20 protein-coding genes are annotated in these 19,562 nt (G+C 64.2%); 12 read left to right on the plus strand and 8 right to left on the minus strand.

What is annotated here, in order from left to right; translation table 11 throughout:
* The first annotated feature begins 174 nt into the window (after window positions 1–174).
* The 8 genes from LPJ38_RS16920 (at window position 175) to LPJ38_RS16955 (ending at window position 9,161) form a co-directional block, all read left to right on the plus strand.
* A complete protein-coding gene (locus tag LPJ38_RS16920) occupies window positions 175–1,371 on the plus strand; it encodes a CaiB/BaiF CoA transferase family protein (protein ID WP_145628168.1) in 1,197 nt (398 codons plus the stop codon).
* Between the two features lie 132 nt (window positions 1,372–1,503).
* Window positions 1,504–3,039, plus strand: coding sequence for an ABC transporter substrate-binding protein (locus tag LPJ38_RS16925; protein ID WP_145628166.1), 1,536 nt, complete (start codon window positions 1,504–1,506; stop codon window positions 3,037–3,039).
* A 7-nt stretch (window positions 3,040–3,046) separates the two neighbouring features.
* Window positions 3,047–3,997 carry an ABC transporter permease gene (locus LPJ38_RS16930; protein ID WP_145628163.1) on the plus strand — a complete coding sequence of 317 codons (951 nt, stop codon included), beginning with the start codon at window positions 3,047–3,049 and terminating at the stop codon, window positions 3,995–3,997.
* A complete protein-coding gene (locus tag LPJ38_RS16935) occupies window positions 3,984–4,853 on the plus strand; it encodes an ABC transporter permease (RefSeq protein ID WP_145628162.1) in 870 nt (289 codons plus the stop codon). Before LPJ38_RS16930 ends, LPJ38_RS16935 begins: the two co-directional genes overlap by 14 nt.
* Entirely contained in the window at window positions 4,850–5,842 is a 993-nt protein-coding gene (locus tag LPJ38_RS16940) for an ABC transporter ATP-binding protein (protein ID WP_145628160.1), read from the plus strand. Before LPJ38_RS16935 ends, LPJ38_RS16940 begins: the two co-directional genes overlap by 4 nt.
* Window positions 5,839–6,810: an ABC transporter ATP-binding protein gene (locus tag LPJ38_RS16945; RefSeq protein WP_145628158.1), complete on the plus strand. Its 972-nt coding sequence runs from the start codon at window positions 5,839–5,841 to the stop codon at window positions 6,808–6,810. Before LPJ38_RS16940 ends, LPJ38_RS16945 begins: the two co-directional genes overlap by 4 nt.
* A 75-nt stretch (window positions 6,811–6,885) precedes the next feature.
* Window positions 6,886–7,953 (plus strand): alcohol dehydrogenase, encoded by a 1,068-nt coding sequence (locus LPJ38_RS16950; protein ID WP_145628156.1) that lies wholly within the window; start codon window positions 6,886–6,888, stop codon window positions 7,951–7,953.
* 128 nt (window positions 7,954–8,081) lie between these two features.
* Window positions 8,082–9,161 carry an isocitrate/isopropylmalate dehydrogenase family protein gene (locus LPJ38_RS16955; RefSeq protein ID WP_167520205.1) on the plus strand — a complete coding sequence of 360 codons (1,080 nt, stop codon included), beginning with the start codon at window positions 8,082–8,084 and terminating at the stop codon, window positions 9,159–9,161.
* Between the two features lie 63 nt (window positions 9,162–9,224).
* Here LPJ38_RS16955 and LPJ38_RS16960 read toward each other — a convergent pair whose 3' ends face one another.
* The 3 genes from LPJ38_RS16960 to LPJ38_RS16970 all read right to left on the minus strand — a co-directional run bounded on the left by LPJ38_RS16960 (window position 9,225) and on the right by LPJ38_RS16970 (window position 11,786).
* The gene (locus LPJ38_RS16960; RefSeq protein ID WP_145628152.1) at window positions 9,225–10,046 is read right to left on the minus strand and encodes an enoyl-CoA hydratase; all 822 of its coding nucleotides are present in this window, start codon (window positions 10,044–10,046) and stop codon (window positions 9,225–9,227) included.
* Between the two features lie 291 nt (window positions 10,047–10,337).
* Window positions 10,338–10,709, minus strand: a complete 372-nt coding sequence (locus LPJ38_RS16965; RefSeq protein WP_020608151.1) for a helix-turn-helix domain-containing protein — start codon at window positions 10,707–10,709, stop codon at window positions 10,338–10,340.
* 27 nt (window positions 10,710–10,736) lie between these two features.
* On the minus strand, window positions 10,737–11,786 hold the full coding sequence (locus tag LPJ38_RS16970) for a LysR family transcriptional regulator (RefSeq protein ID WP_060735419.1): 1,050 nt from the start codon (window positions 11,784–11,786) through the stop codon (window positions 10,737–10,739).
* A 401-nt stretch (window positions 11,787–12,187) separates the two neighbouring features.
* On the opposite strand from LPJ38_RS16970, the gene LPJ38_RS16975 reads away from it, so the two are divergent.
* The 4 genes from LPJ38_RS16975 (at window position 12,188) to LPJ38_RS16990 (ending at window position 15,686) form a co-directional block, all read left to right on the plus strand.
* Window positions 12,188–12,535: a hypothetical protein gene (locus tag LPJ38_RS16975; protein ID WP_231088652.1), complete on the plus strand. Its 348-nt coding sequence runs from the start codon at window positions 12,188–12,190 to the stop codon at window positions 12,533–12,535.
* 203 nt (window positions 12,536–12,738) lie between these two features.
* Window positions 12,739–13,470, plus strand: coding sequence for a cytochrome c biogenesis CcdA family protein (locus LPJ38_RS16980; RefSeq protein WP_145628149.1), 732 nt, complete (start codon window positions 12,739–12,741; stop codon window positions 13,468–13,470).
* Between the two features lie 143 nt (window positions 13,471–13,613).
* The gene (locus LPJ38_RS16985; RefSeq protein WP_145628147.1) at window positions 13,614–13,886 is read left to right on the plus strand and encodes a hypothetical protein; all 273 of its coding nucleotides are present in this window, start codon (window positions 13,614–13,616) and stop codon (window positions 13,884–13,886) included.
* Between the two features lie 246 nt (window positions 13,887–14,132).
* Window positions 14,133–15,686 carry a peroxidase family protein gene (locus LPJ38_RS16990; RefSeq protein ID WP_145628145.1) on the plus strand — a complete coding sequence of 518 codons (1,554 nt, stop codon included), beginning with the start codon at window positions 14,133–14,135 and terminating at the stop codon, window positions 15,684–15,686.
* A 121-nt stretch (window positions 15,687–15,807) separates the two neighbouring features.
* Here the strand turns inward: LPJ38_RS16990 and LPJ38_RS16995 are convergent, their stop codons facing one another.
* From LPJ38_RS16995 to LPJ38_RS17015, 5 genes are read right to left on the minus strand one after another with little or no spacing between them, the layout of a single operon-like run.
* Window positions 15,808–16,863 carry an ABC transporter substrate-binding protein gene (locus tag LPJ38_RS16995; protein WP_145628143.1) on the minus strand — a complete coding sequence of 352 codons (1,056 nt, stop codon included), beginning with the start codon at window positions 16,861–16,863 and terminating at the stop codon, window positions 15,808–15,810.
* Between the two features lie 4 nt (window positions 16,864–16,867).
* Window positions 16,868–17,200 (minus strand): hypothetical protein, encoded by a 333-nt coding sequence (locus tag LPJ38_RS17000; protein ID WP_145628141.1) that lies wholly within the window; start codon window positions 17,198–17,200, stop codon window positions 16,868–16,870.
* A complete protein-coding gene (locus LPJ38_RS17005; RefSeq protein WP_145628139.1) occupies window positions 17,197–17,955 on the minus strand; it encodes an ABC transporter ATP-binding protein in 759 nt (252 codons plus the stop codon). Before LPJ38_RS17005 ends, LPJ38_RS17000 begins: the two co-directional genes overlap by 4 nt.
* Window positions 17,952–18,758, minus strand: a complete 807-nt coding sequence (locus tag LPJ38_RS17010; protein WP_145628138.1) for an ABC transporter permease — start codon at window positions 18,756–18,758, stop codon at window positions 17,952–17,954. The genes LPJ38_RS17005 and LPJ38_RS17010 overlap by 4 nt, the downstream gene beginning before the upstream one ends.
* Window positions 18,755–19,558 carry an ABC transporter permease gene (locus LPJ38_RS17015; RefSeq protein WP_145628136.1) on the minus strand — a complete coding sequence of 268 codons (804 nt, stop codon included), beginning with the start codon at window positions 19,556–19,558 and terminating at the stop codon, window positions 18,755–18,757. Before LPJ38_RS17015 ends, LPJ38_RS17010 begins: the two co-directional genes overlap by 4 nt.
* Window positions 19,559–19,562 lie beyond the last annotated feature (4 nt).

Raw genomic sequence — 19,562 nt, forward strand, 5'->3', positions numbered from 1 at the left:
ATCCCGTTTGCTGCTATGCAAGAACGGGTCCAGTTGTCCTGGAATTATCAAAGCCCGCCCACGCGGCACGTCTGTTCGGTAAACACTTTCCTACTCAGCCGCCGCCCTCTAGGGTCGCCGCATCAACAACAGAGAACTTCGATAGTTCCTAAGAGCCCAAGGACGCAGGCAGGAATGCAGCTAGCAGATAAGCATGAGGGGACGACGACAAAAGCCTTCGCGGGCCTGCGGGTCCTGGATTTCTCGACCACGATCGCCGGTCCCCATTGCACGCGCATGCTGGCCGACATGGGCGCCGAGGTCATCAAGATCGAGACCGACGGCGGCGAGACGATGCGGACCCGGCCGCCGCTGCGCCAGGGGTGCAGCACCGCCTTCGGTCAGCTCAATGTCGGCAAGAAGAGCCTGGTGCTCGACCTCAAATCCGAGGACGGTAAGGAGACGGTGCGCCGGCTGGCGGCGACCGCCGATATCCTGGTCGAGAACTTTCGTCCCGGCGTGATGCAGCGGCTGCGGCTCGATTATGACAGCCTGCGCCAGGTCAATCCGAAGCTGATCTACTGCTCGATCTCGGGCTACGGCCAGACCGGCCCCTCGGCCGAGCTGCCGGCCTATGCGCCGGTGATCCACGCCGCCTCCGGCTACGACATGGCGCATCTCGCCTACCAGCCCGGCCGCAATCGCCCCGATTATTGCGGCATCTATCATGCCGACGTCGTCACCGGCACCTATGGTTTCGGCGCGATCGCGTCCGCGCTCTATCAGCGCACGGTGACGGGGCTTGGCCAGCACATCGACGTCTCCATGCTGGAGACGATGCTGTCGCTGACGCTGACCGAGTTGCAGACTTCGCAATTCGCTGTGAAGCCGCCGCCGCGTCCGATGTTCGGGCCGACCGAGACGGGAAACGGCTACGTCATGATCACCGTCGCCAGCGAGAAGACGTTTCAGGGCCTGATGGGGGTGATCGGCCGTCCCGCATGGATCTCAGATCCGCGCTTCTCGGCCTACGCCGCGCGCCGCGAGAACTGGGTCGAGATGATGGACGGCGTCGAAGCCTGGTCACGGCAGCTCACGACCGACGCATGCCTTGCCGCGCTCGGCGCGGCCGGCGTCCCCGCCGCCGCCTATCGCACGGTGTCGGAAGCGATGGCCGATCCGCAGCTCGCACATCGGCAGGCGTTCTCAACCGTACAGGACGAAGGCGGCTCGTTCCAGGTGCTCAATGTGCCGTTCCGGATGTCGGGAGCCGATACCGCGCCCGCCAGGAGGATGGCCGTGCTCGGCGAGCATACGGACGCACTGCGCGAGGAGTTCGGCCTCGCAAGGGATGCGCCAGTTTCGCCAGGCAAAACAGCCGCGACAAATTGAGTCACATTGCGCCGCACATGCGGCGTTCGCGGCCGCGCCCGTTCCTCTTGCCGTCGCGTGCATTTATCGTCAATCTCGCTTCCCAGTCATTCAACGATCCGAAACATCGGACGAGGGATCCCGGGAGGAACCATGACGAAGGCAGCTGCGGTGGCACGCATGTGCGTGCCGATTTTCCTTGTTGCGGCATTCGCACTGGCAACGCCGGCGCAAGCGCAAAAATCGGGCGGCAGCATCACAGTCGGGCAGGAGCTGGATATTCCGGGCTTCGATCCGCTGAAGGTGGGCGTCTACGACACGTCCACCAACACCGCTGCCGCCGCGATCTTCGACACGCTCACCACGCTTAACGACAAAGGCGAGCCTGCACCCAAGCTCGCAGTTTCCTGGACGCACTCCGACGACTACAAAAGCTGGACCTTCAAGCTGCGCCAGGGCGTGAAATTCCACGACGGCACGCCGTTCAATGCGCAGGCCATGAAGGAGAACTTCGACCGGCAGAAAAACCCCGCGAACAAGTGCCGCTGCGCCTTCTACATCACCAACGTCAAGGAGGTACTGGCGCCGGATGACTACACCCTTGTCTACAATCTCACCGACCCCTCCATAAATTGGCCGGCGGTGATCACCATCCAGAGCTCCAACAACGTCATTCATTCGCCGACCGCCTGGAAGACCAAGGGCGACGATTACAACCGCAATCCCGTCGGCACCGGCCCCTACATCCTGAAATCCTGGTCCGCCGGCGACCGCATGGTGTTGGAGAAGAACCCGGACTATTGGGACAAGGGCCGTCCCTATCTCGACCGCATCATCCTGAAGCCGCTGCCCGACGCGCAGTCGCGCTTTGCCTCGCTGCAGTCGGGCGAGGCCGACATCATCTGGGACGACGAGAACGACGCCGACAACATCATGAAGGCGCAAAAGGACCCCAAGCTCACCGTGCACACCTACAAGGGCTCGGGCGCGGCCGTCTATGCTTTCAATACCAAGGTGGCGCCGTTCGACGATGTCCGCGTGCGGCAGGCGCTGGTGATGGCGGTCGACCGTCCGAAAATGTCGCAGGCGATCAGCAACGGCCTGAGCCGTCCCGCGACCAATCCCTACGGCGACGGCTCCTGGGTCAAGTGCAAGGACGACGGCGCGCTGCCGTTCGATGTCGAGAAGGCCAAGGCGCTGATCAAGGATTACGGCAAGCCGGTCGAGTTCAAGATGCTGGTGACCGCGACGCCGCGCGGCCGCATGATCGGTCAGGTGCTCCAGCAGTTCTGGAAGCGCGTCGGCGCCAATATGGAGATCGAGCAGGTCGACCAGGCCACCATTCCGTCGCGTGCCTTCACCCGCCAATTCCAGCTGACGCCGTGGCGGATCGTCGATCTCGCCGATCCCGATCCGCAGATGTACGCCAATTTCCGCAGCGGCAGCCCGCTGGCGCTGTCCAACTTCAGCGATCCGGAGCTCGACCGGCTGCTCGACCACGCCCGCGTCACGGCCGATCTCAGCCAGCGCACCGAGGACTATTGCGCGATCAGCCGCCTGATCAACAAGGAGGCAATCTGGTTCTGGACGTTCCAGAATACCTATTACGCGCTGTCGAGTGCCAGGCTGAAAGGCTTTCCGAAGATGTACAACGGCGTGATCGACGTATCGACCACCTGGCTGGAATGAACGTGCGATGCTGAACTTCGTCGTTCGGCGGCTGCTTGCCATGCTGCCGGTTCTGCTCGCCGTGTCGTTGCTGACCTTCCTGATCGCGTCGCTGCTGCCGGGTGATCTTGCGCTCGTCATCCTCGGCGATCAGGCGACGCCGGAAAACGTCGCGGCGCTGCGCCGTGACATGGGCCTCGATCAGCCGCTGTGGTGGCGCTATCTCAGCTGGCTCGGTCACGTCCTGCAGGGCGATCTCGGCCGTTCCTTCCGCACCGGCCAGACGGTGCTCCAGGCGGTGGCCGAGCGCATCCCCGTCTCGCTCCAACTCATGCTGATGGCCGAGTTCATCGGGCTCCTGATCGGCGTGCCGCTCGCCATCGCCTGCGCCGCGCGCGCCGGCGGCGCGTTCGACCGCTTCATGACCGGCGGCGCCTTCGCCATGCTGTCGATGCCGTCTTTTCTCACCGCGATCCTGCTGATCTATCTGTTCGCGGTCGAGCTGCATTGGCTGCCGGCGACGGGCTACGTGCCGTTCACCGAGGCGCCGCTCGCGAACCTGCGCTTCTTCGTGCTGCCGGCGCTGACGCTGGCGCTGGCGGAATGGCCGGGCATCATGCGGGTGCTGCGCTCCGACATGATCGCGACCTTGCAGGAGGACTATATCGCGCTCGCCAAGGCCAAGGGCCTCACGCCCGCGCGCATCCTGTTCGTGCATGCGCTCAAGCCATCGTCGCTGACGCTGGTGACGGTGACGGGGATCAATATCGGTCGCCTGCTCGGCGGCACGCTGATCGTGGAATCGATCTTTGCGCTGCCTGGCATCGGCCGGCTGCTGGTCGGCGCGATCTACACCCGCGACCTCGTCATCCTCCAGGGCGTGGTGCTACTGGTCGCCTGCGGCTTCGTCATCGTGAACTTCATCGTCGACATGCTCTACGCCGTGCTCGACCCCAGGATCCGCCATGGCCACGCTTGAGCTGTCACTTCAAGACGAGGCGGTCACGCCTGCTCGCCGCAGCCGCAAGCTCGGCGTCCTGTTCTGGCTGGCGAGTTGTTGGCTCGCGGTCATTCTCACCCTCGCAATCCTGGCGCCGGTGCTGCCGCTGCAGAATCCTGTAGACATGGACATGCTGGAGCGTCGGGCGCCGTTCTCTAGAGAGCATTGGCTTGGCACCGACGGGCTCGGGCGCGACGAGCTGGCCCGGCTGATCTTCGGCGCGCGCGTCTCGCTGACGGTCGGGCTGATCGCGCCGATGATCAGCCTGATTTTCGGCGGCGCCCTCGGTCTCTTTGCCGGCTATTTTCGCGGCCGGTTCGAGACGCTGGTGGTCGGCAGCATGGACGTGCTGCTGGCCTTTCCGCCGCTGATCTTCGCGCTTGCGGTGACCGCCTATCTCGGCCAATCCGTTCCCAATCTCACCATGATCCTCGGCGTGCTCGGGATTCCCGCCTTCATGCGCGTGGCGCGCGCGGCGACGCTAACGCTGGCACGGCGCGAATTCGTGATCGCCGCGGAGGCGTTGGGCGCCAGCCATGCCCGCATCATCCTGCGCGAGCTCCTGCCGAACGTGATCCTGCCGCTGCTCGCCTTCTTCCTGCTCGGCGTCGCCGTCACCATCGTGGTCGAGGGTGCGCTGTCGTTTCTCGGCCTCGGCGTGCCGCCGCCGATGGCGAGCTGGGGCAGCATGATCGGCGAGGGACGCGAGAGTCTCGACGTCGCCCCACGGCTCGCCTTCCTGCCGGCGGCGGGGCTGTTCCTGACCGTGCTGGCCTTCAATCTCGTCGGTGATACTTTGCGGGCGCTGACCGACCCGCGCCAGGGGGCGCTGTGAGCGGCCCGCTCCTGACCATCGAGGACGTCGCGGTCGAGCTGCCGACGCCACGCGGCAATTTGCGCGCCGTCGATCATGTCGATCTCGCGCTGGACGCCGGCCGCACGCTCGGCATCGTCGGCGAATCCGGCTGCGGCAAGACCATGCTGTCGCGGGCGGTGCTACAGCTGCTGCCGAAGAAGGCAAAACTCACCGGACGCGTGATGTTCGACGGCGAGGATCTGGTGCGGCTCGATCCAGAACGCCTGCGCCGTCTGCGCGGACGCGATCTCGCCGTCGTGTTCCAGGATCCCATGACCTCGCTCAACCCGGTGCTGACCATCGGCACTCAGTTGATGGAGACGATCCAGGAGCATCTCGAGCTGGATGCCCCGGCGGCGAAGAAGCGCAGCATCGAGCTGCTGGCGGCCGTCGGCATTCCGGCGCCGGAGCAGCGGCTCGCGCAATATCCGCATCAATGTTCCGGCGGCATGCGCCAGCGCATCGCCATCGCGATCGCGCTGTCCTGCGAGCCGAAGCTCTTGATCGCGGACGAGCCGACGACGGCGCTCGACGTCACCATCCAGGCGCAGATTCTCGATCTGCTGGCGCGTGAGCAGCGCCGCCGGCACATGGCGATGATCATCATCACCCACGATCTCGGCGTCGTCGCCGGCCGCGCCGATGAGGTCGCGGTGATGTATGCGGGCAGGGTGGTGGAGCGCGCGCCGACATCTGCACTCTTCAAGCGCATGCACATGCCCTACACCGAGGCGCTGCTGGCGGCGATCCCGAAGCTGGAAGCCGCGCCGCATACGCCCCTGCCGGCGATCTCCGGCCGCCCGCCCGATCCGACCCGGCCGCTGAAGGGCTGCTCCTTTGCGCCGCGCTGCCGCTATGCCGCGGGGCGCTGCCATGAGGCCAAGCCCGAGCTGAAGCGCGCCGAGATGGCTGATCATCTCTATGCCTGCTTCCATCCGATCCGGATGGCCGAGGGGATCGGCGCATGATGCAACTTGCCGTGCGCCCCGCGCCGCTGCTCAACGTCGACAATCTCGTGGTCGAATACGGCCTCGGCAACAAGACGGTGCACGCCGTCTCCGGTGTCAGCCTTGAGGTCGCGCGCGGCGAGACGCTGGGGCTGGTCGGCGAATCCGGCTGCGGCAAGTCGACGCTGGGGCGCGCGGTGCTGCAATTGCGCCGCGCCAAATCCGGCCGCGTGATGTTCGACGGCGAGGATCTGACCGCGATGCAGGGCGAGGCGCTGCGCAGGATGCGCCGCCGCGTGCAACTGATCTTCCAGGATCCGATCGCCTCGCTCAATCCGCGTCGGCGGATCGGCGACATCGTCGCCGAGCCGCTGATCATCGCGGGGATCAAGGATGCCGTCGAGCGCAAGCGTAGGGTGCACGAGGTGCTCTCCGCGGTCGGGCTCGATCCTGATCTCGTGGCGGGCCGCCTGCCGCATGAATTTTCCGGCGGCCAGTGCCAGCGCATCTGCATCGCGCGCGCGCTGGTGATCAATCCCGAGTTCATCGTCTGCGACGAGCCGGTGTCGGCGCTCGATGTCTCCATCCGCGCGCAAATCCTCAACCTGCTGGAGGAGATGAAGGCGCGCTTCGGTCTGACGCTGCTGTTCATTGCGCATGACCTTGCGGTGGTCAAAGCCGTCAGCGACCGTGTCGCCGTGATGTATCTCGGCCGGCTCTGCGAGGTCGGGCCCTCGGAGCAATTGTTCGCAAGGCCTGCACATCCCTATACCGGGCTGCTGTTGCAGGCGATCCCCGTGCCCGACCCGGACGTGCGTCCCGCCGAGAGTGTGGCGGCCGGCGAGCCGCCATCGCCGATTGCGCCGCCGTCCGGCTGCCGCTTCCGCACCCGCTGTCCGCGCGCCGATCAGCAATGCAGCGCGGAGATACCGGAGTTGCGCGAGGTCGCGCCCGGCCAGTTCGCCGCTTGCCACCATCCGCTGGCCTGAACTAAGACCGGTTTGTCTCGCCTTGCCGGCCATGGCATGGTGACGCGACAACGAGAAGCATGCGGGAGGACGCCGATGAAGAGTTTCAAGGTTGCCGATTTCAAGGCGCCGCTGCAGGAGGTCGACGAGGCGACGCCGCAGCCGTCGGGCACGCAGGTGCTGATCAGGGTTAAGGCCGCCGGCGTCTGCCACAGCGACCTCCACATCTGGGAGGGTGGCTACGATCTCGGCCATGGCCGCAAGCCGCTGTCGCTGAAGGATCGCGGCATCAACCTGCCGCTGACCATGGGCCATGAGACCGTCGGTGAGGTTCTCGCGTTCGGTCCCGATGTGAAGCCGACCGATCAGGGCGATCTCAAGCTTGGCGATGTCGGCCTCGTCTATCCCTGGATCGGTTGCGGCAAGTGCGCGACGTGCCTGGCCGGTGACGAGAACATGTGCCTGACGCCGCGCTCGCTCGGGGTCTATTGCGACGGCGGCTATTCCGATCACATGCTGGTGCCGCATCCCCGCTATCTGCTCAATCTGAAGGGGCTCGACCCGGCGACGACCGCGCCCTATGCCTGCTCGGGCGTCACCACCTACAGCGCGCTGAAGAAGGTCGAGCCGCATTTCAATACGCCGATCGTGATGTTCGGTGCCGGCGGCCTCGGCCTGATGGCGCTGTCGCTCCTAAAGGCGATGGGCGGCAAGGGCGCGATCATGGTCGACATCGACGCCAGGAAGCGCGAGGCGGCGGAGAAGGCCGGTGCGCTTGCGACGGTCGATCCCAAGGCGCCGGATGCGCTGGAGCAGCTTGCGAAGAAGGCGGGCGGACCGATCCGGGCCGTGATCGACCTCGTCGGCAACGCCGCGACGACGCAACTCGGATTCGATTGCCTCACCAAGGGTGGCAAGCTCGTGATCGTCGGCCTGTTCGGCGGCGGCGCGACCTGGGCGCTGCCGCTGATTCCGATCAAGGCCATCACGATCCAGGGCAGCTATGTCGGTAATCTGCGCGAGACGCAGGAGTTGCTCGATCTCGTGCGCACCAAGAAGGTGCCGCCGATCCCGGTAACAACGGCACCGCTCGCGAAGGCCAACGATGCGCTGGTGCAGTTGCAGCAGGGCGCGGTGGTCGGACGCACGGTGCTGACGCCGTAGTATCCATGGTTCGTTTTGTCGTCATGGCCGGGCTTGACCCGGCCATCCACGTCTGACCACGGAAACGGCATCGAGGCGTGGATGCCCGGGTCAAGCCCGGCATGACGGTGGAGAGAGTAGGAATCCCAATGTCCGCAAACAACGCCTTCCACATTGCCGTGCTCGCCGGTGACGGCATCGGTCCCGAAGTCATAGCGCCGGCGCTCGAGGTGCTGCGCAAGGTCGAGCAGAAATCAGGCCTGAGCTTCCGCTTCACCGAGGCGCCGGCCGGTGCCAACAATTACCTCGCCACCGGAAAGTCGATGCCCGACTCGACCATCAAGCTGTGCGAGGAGGCGGATGCGATCCTGCTCGGGGCCTGCGGGCTGCCGTCGGTCCGCTACCCTGATAACACCGAGATCGCGCCGCAGATCGAGCTGCGCTTCATTTTCGATCTCTACGCCGGCGTGCGTCCGGCGCGGCTCATTCCGGGCGTGCCGAGCCCGATTGTCGGCGCGGACACGCGCGGCATCGATCTCGTCGTGGTCAGGGAGTCCACCGAAGGCCTGTTCGCCTCGATGGGCAAGGGTGTCGTCACCCACGAGGACGCGCGCGAGACCATGGTGATCACGCGCAGGACGTCCGAGCGCCTGTTCGAGTTCTCGTTCCGCCTCGCCGAACGGCGCAAGGCGCGCGGCAAGCCGGGTGCGCTCACCTGCGTCGACAAGGCGAACGTGTTCAAGGCGTTTGCCTTCTTCCGCGGCATCTTCGACGAGATCGAGAAGAAGCATCCCAATGTGAAGACCGACCGGCTCTATGTCGATGCCTGCTCGGCGATGCTGGTGAAGCGGCCGTGGGATTTCGACGTGATGGTGATGGAGAACATGTTCGGCGACATCGTCTCCGACATCACCGCGAGCCTGATCGGCGGCCTCGGCATGGCGCCGTCGGCCGACATCGGCGACAAATACGCCGTGTTCCAGCCGTGCCACGGCACCGCGCCGGACATCATGGGGCAGGGCAAGGCCAATCCCACCGGCATGATTCTGTCGGCGGCGATGATGCTGGACTGGCTTGCCGACAAGCACGGCGTCGAGAGCGCAGCCGAGGCCGGCGAGACGATCGAGCGTGCGGTGGACCAGGTCTATGCCGGCGGCATCAAGCCGATGGAATTCGGCGGCAGCAACGGCACTGCCGATATCACGAAGGCGGTACTCGCCGCGCTTTGATCAAAGAAGCTGTAGCCAAAGAAAAGGTGGCCCGCGGGTCATCTTCTCGAACGATGGTTTGCTTCAGCGGCCCTGAAACTTGGGCCTGCGCTTTTGCATAAAGGCCTGCCGGCCCTCGCGAAAATCCTGAGAGTCCATGCAGGCATTGCCGATCGCCTTGATCGCGTCCATGTCGCGCTGGCTCTCGTCCTTCAGAACCTGCGCGATGGTGATCTTGGCGGCCTTGATCGCGAGCGGCGCGTTTTCGGAAATGGCGTGCGCAAGCCCCATGGTCTCGGCCCAGAGGTCGTCGACCGGGAACACGCGCTCGACGAGGCCAATGCGCAGTGCCTCGGCGGAATCAATGCGCATGCCCGTGTACATCAACAAGCGTGCCCAGGACGGTCCGACCAGCGACACCAGGTGCCGCAAGCCGTCATAACCATAGGCGATGCCGAGCCTGGCGGCGGGAATGCCGAACTGACTGTCGTGCGACGCGATGCGGATATCGGCAAGCATCGCGACCTGCATGCCGCCGCCGAGGCAAAAGCCCTGGATGCAGGCGATGGTCGGTTTGGGATAGTCGGCGAGCAGCGCGCGCTGGGCAGCGCTGCGCCTGGCATATTCCTCTGAAGCCGCCGCGTTATGGCGAGTCTTCTCGAACTGGCTGATGTCGGCCCCTGACACGAATGCTTTGCCACCTGCGCCACGCAGGATCACGACGCGCACGGTGTCGTCGTCGCGCAGGCTCGTCAGCGCCGCACCGAACCCCTCCCACATCTCCAGCGACATCGCGTTGCGCTTGTCGGGGTTGTTGAAGGTGATCACGCCGACGCCGCGGGTCGTGTGCTTGAGGATCTTGCCGTCGGCGTAAGCCGTTTCGGCGGTGCTTGATATGTCGGACATCGCGCGCTCGCTGGTTATGGCGAGGTGCAATGTGCTGCGCGGGCATCGCGACGGTCAACGGGAACGGGATAGGCGCGCTTGCATCCGCCTGTGCTGCGATTGCATGGCGCGCCCAAGGTTCGAGGACGGTACCAAACGGCCAAGAAAAAGCGGCGGCCATGCCGCCCCGAGACAGTCCGTGCGCAAGGGCGCCGGCACAGCATATCTCGCTCGGTCTGGTCCAATCCGGCCGCATCCCCGTGACGCGGCGGATTGAACGTCGGCCGTTGAAGGCCGGACCGTCGATCGATCTCAGCTTTCGTTCGCGGCGATCGATTCCATCAGCGAGACGAGCTGACGTTGCACCGTCTGGTCCTTGATCTTGCTGTAGGCGCGCAGCAGCCGGAGGCTGAAGGCGCTGTCGAGGAAGAGCAGGCTCTCCACTTCGCGCGCCTTGTTGTCGCCGTCATAGAAGAAGGTCACGGGCACATCGAGGGCCGAGGCGATCTGCTGAAGCCGAGCCGCGCCGACGCGATTGACGCCCTTCTCGTATTTCTGGACCTGCTGGAAGCTGACGCCCAGCTTCTCGCCCAGCTCGGCTTGCGAGATCTTCATCTCGACGCGCCGCAACCGGATCCGCTTGCCAAGCTCAATGTCCGGCTTGCCGGCACTGCGCTGCTTCATTCTCTTCGCCGCTGCTTTCATCTTCGTTCACCGTTGTTCTTCGGTTGAAAATCCCCCGAAGAGCTGGGTCAGGGGTTCGCCCATATAGGAGTCCTTGAATTCATGCGGATGCACGAACTCTTCCTTAAACCACGGGAAACGAGCTGGATTGAAAGCCTCGATCAGCCAGTCAATCATGTGCCGCACGCGCGGAATCCGTCCGCTACCGGGATGGTAGGACAGCCAGATATCCAGCGGCCGGTTCAGCTCAACCTCCAGTGGAATCAGTTTCCCGCCGAGCGCAATGGCGTAGCTCGGGAAGACGCCGATGCCGGCGCCATTTGCGACCGCCCAATAGTTGGCGCTCGAGACGTTGGTCTTCATGACCAAAAGGTCACGCTCCGAAACGCCCGGGAAGAAGCTCTCGAAAGATTCCTTGGCGGCGAGCTGGTCGGCGAATTGCAGCACCAGGCGGTGCTTGATCAATTCGGCCGCCGAACGCGGCGCGCCATGTTTTGCGATGTATTTCTCGGCGGCCCAGAACATCAGATGCATGCGGCCGAGCCGCACCAGCTTGACGTCGAGCGCCGAGGGACGCGACAGATGGATGGCGACGTCGGCCTCGTGGCGGGAGACGTCGGCCGAGCGCATCGCGCAATGCAGGTCGACCAGGATCTTCGGATAGGCCTGCTGAAACTCGACCAGCCGCGGGGCAAGCCAGAACGTCCCAAGTCCCTCGGTGACGGCGACACGGACCTCGCCGGACAGCGCGTTGGCGGTCGAATCGCTGGTGCGCAGCACGTCGAAGGCGGCCGCCTCCATGCGCTCGACGGCCGAGACCACCATCGCGCCTTCATCGGTCAGATGCGTGCCGTGAACGTCGCGGGTGAAGAGGGTGGTGCCGGTCTGGCGCTCGAAATCATCGATCCGGCGGCGGACGGCGTTGATCGATAGCGAAAGGCGTTCGGCCGCCGAGCGGAAACTTCCGCATCGAACGACTTCCAGAAATATGCGGGCCGCGTCCCAATCCGAGAGGCCGCCGAGGTTTGGTTTTGGGCGTTCTTCCAGCGGAACGCCCCTTTCCGCCAAGGAGTGCATACAATTCCCTTCAGGACGCTAAACTGGCAGAATCTGGCGCAAACCACAACCACTGCGGGTTGGGGAGCGGTGAGTTTTGAACCTCATCGTTACCGACGTGCAAGTGGTATTTGAGTGTTGCCAAGGCTGGGGAATTGGGCAAGTTATTGCCCGCTTGAGGGGTATCGCGTGAGTTCCGTTGCGAGCCTTGAGATGGCTGCAGGATCGTCGGCGTTGTCAGCCATGTGCGTTCCTGCGCGAGAGCCGTTGCCACCGTCCCAGGTGGATTTATCACCGCGCATGAGGAGTCGTGTCCCGGACCGTTCCGGCGATTCTCGGTGGTGCCTTGAAACGATGTCGGCAGGAACCGCAGTTTCACCGCAGAAACCCGCTGAAATGCTGTTCAGAGGCGTCCGGGCCTCGTGCTATCTTTGTACATCTACGGGGCCCGAGGGGATCGTCACAATCACGTCTCGCAGGCCGAGCTAACGGAAAGAACGCCGGTGTCGCATTCAGACGAACAATTGCAGTCGGTGCTGGAAACGCTCGAGGAGTGCCGGAGGGTTCTCATTGCGAGCAACAGCCGCGAGTCGGCCGAGCTGCTGTCCATTGTCATCCTCGACGTCAGGATGAGGCTCAAAGGAATTGACGATGCCGATCTCAAGGCATTGTGCGACGAAATGCTGCGGAGCGCTGCGAGCGAACCGCCGTCCCCTTCCAAGCAGGCGCAGGTCCAGCCCCGGCGTCCGCTGCTCCGCGTGGTGAAGTAGCCGCGCCGCCGAATCTCGCTGTTTGGCGAGATTTGTGCGCGTCCCGATGCCGTATCTGTGATCACGGATGGCATCGGGAGGAGCCCTGGTTTTGCGCGCCTCTGTTGCGCATTCCCCGGCATCGGCTACACCAGGAGCCGGTTCGGCTCCGGTCGCGCGCTTCCGTCGCGTCGTGCCGGGCCTGAGATGGCTCCGATTGCATCATGCAAAATGTTTCGATCCCGGCGGCGCTGATTGCCGGCCTCGTCAGCTTCCTCTCGCCTTGCGTCCTGCCTCTGGTCCCGCCTTATCTGGTCTACCTCACGGGCGCCACGATCGAGCATGTCGAGAGCGACAAGCCGGCTGCGGCCTCCAAGCGCGCGATCCTGATGTCGGCGCTCCTGTTCGTGCTCGGCTTCTCCACGGTGTTCGTGGCGCTCGGCGCCAGTGCTTCGCTGATCGGCGGGCTGATCCGCGCCTGGTCGGGCGAACTGTCGATCCTCGCCGGCATCGTCATCATCATCATGGGCCTGCACTTCCTCGGACTGACACGGATCGGTTTGTTGATGCGCGAGGGCCGTCTGTCGATCCCCAAACCCGTCGGGCTGTGGGGCGCCTACATCATGGGGCTCGCCTTCGCCTTCGGCTGGACACCCTGCATCGGCCCGATCCTCGCGGCGATCCTCTCGATCGCCGCGGCGGAAGCAACGGTGACCAAGGGCGCGGGCCTGCTCGCGGTCTATTCCGCCGGGCTCGGCATTCCCTTCCTGCTCGCCGCCCTGATGATCGAGCAATTCTCCGCGCTGTTCGCACGGATGAAGGGCCAGCTCGTCAATGTCGAGCGCGTCATGGGCGTGTTGATGGTGATCACCGGCATCGGCTTCCTCACCGGCGCAGTCTCGAATGTGAGCATCTGGCTGCTGGAGACCTTCCCGGCGTTGCAGACGATCGGGTAGGGTGGAACCGTGTTTTCACGGGTGGAAAACCGGATCTTGAGGACCACCGCGCAAGCCAGGACATGCTCTCCTGCGGTCGAGAGATATCAAACCTTTCCGGTCCCGAGGCGTTGCAGCAGGGAGAACTGCATGATGGAGATCGCGTGAACAAGACACTGGTTTTAGAGCCGTTGCCTAACAACGCCGCTTTGGTTGCCTGGCAGTTCGTTGGGCAGCCGTTTCAGGAGTGGCCGAGCTGGGTTCAATCGACCTGCTCGCTGCAGAAGGATGCTGAGGGAAAATTCGAGCTCCGCCACGCGCGGCGCAGCGGCACTCAGATCGTCTATCTTGGCGAGTGGCTTGTGAGAGATCTGGACGGTGGCGTTGACTTCTATACGGACGCCGAGATCTGGGCGCGGTTCACTGCAAGACGCTGAGCGCTGTGGCGCGTTGATCGCGCCTTAGTCTTTTTGATTTGAGCTCCAGCCGATCAAAAGCCTGTGTCGTTGGTGGGGCAAAACGCCTCGCTGCCGAAGCTCTCTGCAGAATGCAATCTATGGTAATATTTCATCGTACTGCACCCTGAGGGGCAATTTTCAAAGACCTATACTGAAACGAGCATTTGGAACAATCGACACCTTCGTCGCCCCTCTCCCTTTCAGCATTTCAAGCAGGAGCAAGCGATGGGAACCGACGTAAACGTTCAGCCCGGCCACGGCAAAGCCGGACGTCAACCGACGCGGCAATTTCTGGATACGCTGACCGGACACGATGATCCCGGCATGTTCGGCCGGATGTTTCCGACACTCGAACCTCTGGCGGTCGACGACGGTCCGCTGCATGAGCTTGCCGATGCGATGAAAGATCCAGTTCCTGGCGACGCTGCCGGAAACAATGTCAACGTGCCCGCCGGCTTCACCTATCTCGGACAATTCGTCGATCATGACATCACGCTGGACCTGACCTCCTTTGGCGACAAGGAGGCCGATCCCATGGCTGTACAGAATTTCCGCACGCCGGCGCTCGACCTCGACAGCGTGTATGGTCTCGGTCCCGACGGAAGCCGTCACCTGTACGCGCGCAATTCTGCCACCGACAGCGGCAGGACTCCGGGACCCAAGCTCCTGACCGGCAAGACCGTCAATGTCCCGCTTGGAAACGTCACCGGAGATCATCGCAACGATCTTCCGCGCAGCCCCGAAGGGTTCGCGCTGATCGGCGATCATCGCAACGACGAGAACCTCGTCGTTGCGCAAACCCATCTTGCCATGCTCAAGTTTCACAACAAGGTTTGCGATCAGCTCGCGGCGGCTGGCAAGCCGCCGGGTGAAATCTTCGAGGAAGCGCGCCGGATCGTAACCTGGCATTACCAGTGGATGGTCTTGCACGACTTCGTGGAGCGGATCACCGAGAAGGGGATCGTGGCGAAGATCCTCGAGCAGGGTCGGCGCTTCTATCGCTTCAAGAAGACGCCTTATATGCCCGTCGAGTTTTCCGCTGCCGTCTACCGCCTCGGCCACAGCATGGTTCGTGAAGCCTACAGCCACAACAGGGTCTTCACGTTCGGACCTGGTAACATCCCCGCGACGCTCGATTTGCTGTTCAGGTTCACCGGGCTCTCGGGAGGCATCATTGGAGATCTCGCGCCCGATCCGATCCAGCCGCCGCTCCCGCTTCCGGTGCTTTCAAGCAATTGGATCATCGATTGGCGCCGCTACTACCAAGTCCTGCCCTCCAATCCGGCAGGGGTGGCATTGAATGCATCTCGCAAGATCGACCCCTTCGTCGTGCCGCAACTCCACACTTTGCCCGGCGACGGCGGCAGCCTGCCGTTCCGCAATCTCAAGCGCGGGGTGCTCCTGGGATTGCCGTCCGGGCAGGACGTGGCCAGGGCCATGAAGATCAAGAATCCATTGACGCCGGAAGAAATCTCGAAGGGGACCGACGGCGGAGTGGCGAAGAAGCATGGTCTGCACGAGCACACGCCGCTCTGGTACTACATCCTCAAGGAGGCGGAGCAGCGGGGCGCTGGTGAACGGCTCGGGCCGGTTGGCGCGACGTTGCTTGCCGAGGTCTTCGTCGGCCTCGTTCATGGCGATCGCCAGTCGTACCTTTGGCTCAAGGGCAAGACCTGGAAGCCGACGCTTCCGTCGCAGGTGCCGGGCGAATTCACGATGGCTGACCTGCTGCGCTTCGTCGGGGATATCAGCCCGATCGACGGCATCTCGACCGTCTAGGCCGGAGGCCCGACGATCGCAGGTCGCTGCAATGAGGGCCGGCCCGCAGACGTCCCAGGCGCTGCGTCCATTGGACGAACCGGCGCGCTCAGCGCGCCGGTCTCGACATTTGCAAACAGGCTCAGGGCTTGAACACGTAGCCCGGCGAGATCGCCGCCGACTCCGGGATCGGCGGCAGGTCGGCGAACAGCTCGGGACGATCCTTCATGACCTTGAGAATGTGCTTCGGCTCGATATGCGCATTGACGTCGAAGGTCGATTTGAGGATGCCGAGGCGGGCCAGCCGATCCTCGGCGCTCCAGAGCGCGCGGTAATTGTTCGCCGACAGCCGGCGGTCCGCCTGCTGGATGTTGAACTGCATCGCAGCCTCCGCGACCTCCTGCTTCAGTCCCGGAATCCAGCGCGTGGCAACTTGCGCGGCCTGCTTCGGATTCTTGCGCATCCATTGATCGGCCTCGGAGACGGCGGCGAGGAATTTCTCGATGGTCTCGCCGTTGGCCTGCACCCAGGGGCGCAGCGCGACGTTGAAGCCGATATAGGAGATCACGTCGCCGCCTCGGATGATCTCGACCGCGCCGGGCACGTCCTTGCCCGCGACGATCGGCCAGGGGTCCCAGCCCGAGAACGCATCGATGCCCTTGGCGAGCAGCGCGACGGTCATGTCCGGCGGCGGCGTGTTGACCAGCGTCACGTCATCCGGCTTCAGCCCCGCCTTCTCCAGCGTCGCCAGGATATAGAGGTGGTTGATGGTGCCGAAGGACGCCGCAATCTTTTTGCCCTTCAGCGTCGACAGGTCGCCCTTGACGATGCCTGAACCCTCGCGCGCGATGATCGCCATGGTCGCGTCGGAGCCGGCCTTGGTGGCGTTGCCGCTGTAATTGCCGAGCGCGACGAGGTCCATGCCGCGCAGCACAGCGCCGATCATGGGCACGCCGACCTGCACGATCTCGCTTTCGCCGGCCTGCAATGCGTTCAGCGCGTCGACGCCGGTCGCATAGGGGCGCGCGATCGTGACATCGAGCCCGTATTTCTCGAAGAAGCCGCGCTCGAGGGCGATCGGCAGGCCGATCTGGTCGATGCCGGTCACCATGCCGGCCTTGAGTTTGGTCAGGGTCTGGGCGCTTGCCGGCACCATGCCGGCGAGAAGCGCCAGTCCAAGCAGCGCGAGTCGTTTCATAGTCTCAGCCTCCCTCTTTTATCGGCCCCACCGCCGTCACCCAATAGGGACGGGCAACGGACCTGAGGTCCGTTCTTTTGACGCCACGAAGTTCGATCGAATGCTCGTCCGTTCCCGAGACGCGTCCGTATTGCTGGAACGCGAGCACGTGGAAGCGCTCCGGCGTGAAAGGCAGCTCGATCTGTACGTTCACCTTTTCGGATGTGCCCTCGAGCTCCGGCGCGATCTTTCCCGGCGCGGCCATCGTCAGCCAGAGTTGAAACAGCGCCCACGCCGCAACGACGCCGAGCACGACGCGGCCTTTCGACGAGCGCAGGACATCGGAGGCAATGCTCATGCCGCGCGCACCATCTGGAGCACGCGCGCAGAGAGCTGCTTGAAGTGGTCGTCCTTGACGAGATCGTCCCAGACGCGCGGACGCGGAAGATCGACCGCGATCTGGTCGAGCACGCGTCCCTTCGACAGCACGACCACGCGATTGGCGAGAAACACGGCTTCGGACACGTCATGGGTGATGAAGATCACCGTCGGCTTGCGTTCCTGCCAGATGCGGGTCAGTTCCTCCTGGAGCGTCATACGGGTTTGCGCGTCGACGCTGGCGAACGGCTCGTCCATCAGCAGGACGTCGGGATTGTTGGCGAGTGCGCGCACCACGCCGACGCGCTGCTGCATGCCGCCGGAAAGTTCGTTGGGATAGCGGTGCGCCGCGTGCGACAATCCGGCGAGCGCGAGGTATTCGCGTGCGATGCGGTCGCGTTCCGCCTTCGGCACGCCGCGCATCTTCGGGCCGAAACCGACATTGTCGAGCACCGTCTTCCACGGAAACAACGCAAAGGACTGGAATACGACGCCCCGCTCGGGGCCAGGCCCGTGCACCGGCTTGCCGTCGAGCAGGATGTCCCCCTTCGAGTAAGGGATGAAGCCGGCGATCATGTTCAGGATCGTCGTCTTGCCGCAGCCGGAGGGGCCGACCACGGAGATGAATTCGCCGGGCTCGACGTCCAGCGAGACGTCGTGAACGGCGGTGACATGGGCACCGGCGTAAGGATCGAAATAGGTCTTGCCGAGGTTGCGCAGCGATAGCGTCTTCATGATGTCACCAATCCCCAGCGCTGGCCGGTCGCTCGCTCGAGCGGCGCGAGAATCCAGGCATCGACGATGTACCAGAGCAATCCGAGAATGATCATGCCGAGCAGGATTTCGACAGTCGAGCCGGCGCGGCGGGCGTCGAACATCATGAAGCCGATGCCCGAGGTGCCGACGATCATCTCGACCGCGATCAGCGCGCGCCAGCCATAACCCAAGCCGTTGCGCAGGCCCGTGATGATGTTGGGCAGCGCGCCCGGCAATGTCACCTCCCAGAGCACACGTGCGCGCGAAGCGCCGAGGCTCAGGGCGGCGCGCGACAGGTCGCGCGGTACGGATTCGACGCCGAGCACGGTGTTGAGCACGACCGGGAACAGCACGGTGTAGACGATGACGAAGGTCATCGTCGTCAGTCCGAAGCCGAACCAGATCAAGAGGATCGGCAGCCAGGCAATGTCGCCGATCGCCTGGAAGAACAGCAGCACCGGCCAGCAAATGCGGTGGGCCCAGCGACTGGTGCCGATCAGGACGCCTAAGGGAATGCCGATCGCCACGCCGACAGCGGCGCCTGTCGCGAGGCGTATCAGGCTGTCCTGGAGATAATCGGGCAGAATGCCCTTGTAGGTCAGCGTGAAGAACGCGCGAACGACGTCGGCGGGTCCCGGGAAAAACGCGCGCGGAAACAGGCCGGCTTCGCTGACGGCCGTCCACAGCGCCAGCACGGGGATAAAAGGGACGATGGCCGCCAATCCCGGCCAGCGTTGGGTCAGGCGGACGTAGCCGCCCCAGATCTGCAGCATCAAATTCATGCGCGCCTCACCATTCCCCATCGCTCGATGGTCGCACGCTCCAGCGGAACCAGCAGCAGACGGTCGATCAGAAGCCAGAGCACGCCGATCACGATCATGCCGAACACGATCACCTCGGTGCGGTAGAAATCGCGCGCGACGAACAGCATGTAGCCGAGCCCGACATTGGTCGCGATCATCTCGGCGGCGATCAGCCCGCGCCAGGCAAAGCCGAGGCCGGTGCGGATGCCGGTGACGATGTTGGGCAGCGCACCGGGCAGCAGCACCTCGGTCAGCAGCGCCCAGCGCCCCGCACCGAGCGCGGCGGCGGCATTGCGCAGCGTGTGCGGAATGGTCCTGACGCCGAGCAGGGTGTTGTAGGCGACGACGAAGAACACGGCGTTGAAGATCACGAAGACGATCGCGCCGAAGCCGTAGCCGAACCACAAGGTCGCGATCGGGATCCAGGCGATGCCTGCGAGCACCGAGAAGAAGCGGAACAGCGGCGTGAGGAAGGCTGCAACCGTCGGGCTCACGCCCATGGCGATGCCGAGCGGCACGGCCGTGACGATGCCGATCAGCGTGCCGAGGCCGACGCGCACCAGGCTGGCGCCGACATGGGCGAACAACGTGCCGTCGCGGATCGACTCCATGGCAGCCCCGCCGACCGCGCCGACCGAGGGGAACACGCGCGGATTGACGTTGAACAGCGGGACGACGATGGCCCAGATCGCGACCAGCGCAAGCAGCGGCGCGACGAACATCGCAGCGCCCGCGAGCGAATTGACGCTGCGGATCAGTCGCGACGATCGGCCCTTCATACTG

The organism is Bradyrhizobium daqingense (assembly GCF_021044685.1).
In the GTDB taxonomy this organism is placed as follows: domain Bacteria; phylum Pseudomonadota; class Alphaproteobacteria; order Rhizobiales; family Xanthobacteraceae; genus Bradyrhizobium; species Bradyrhizobium daqingense.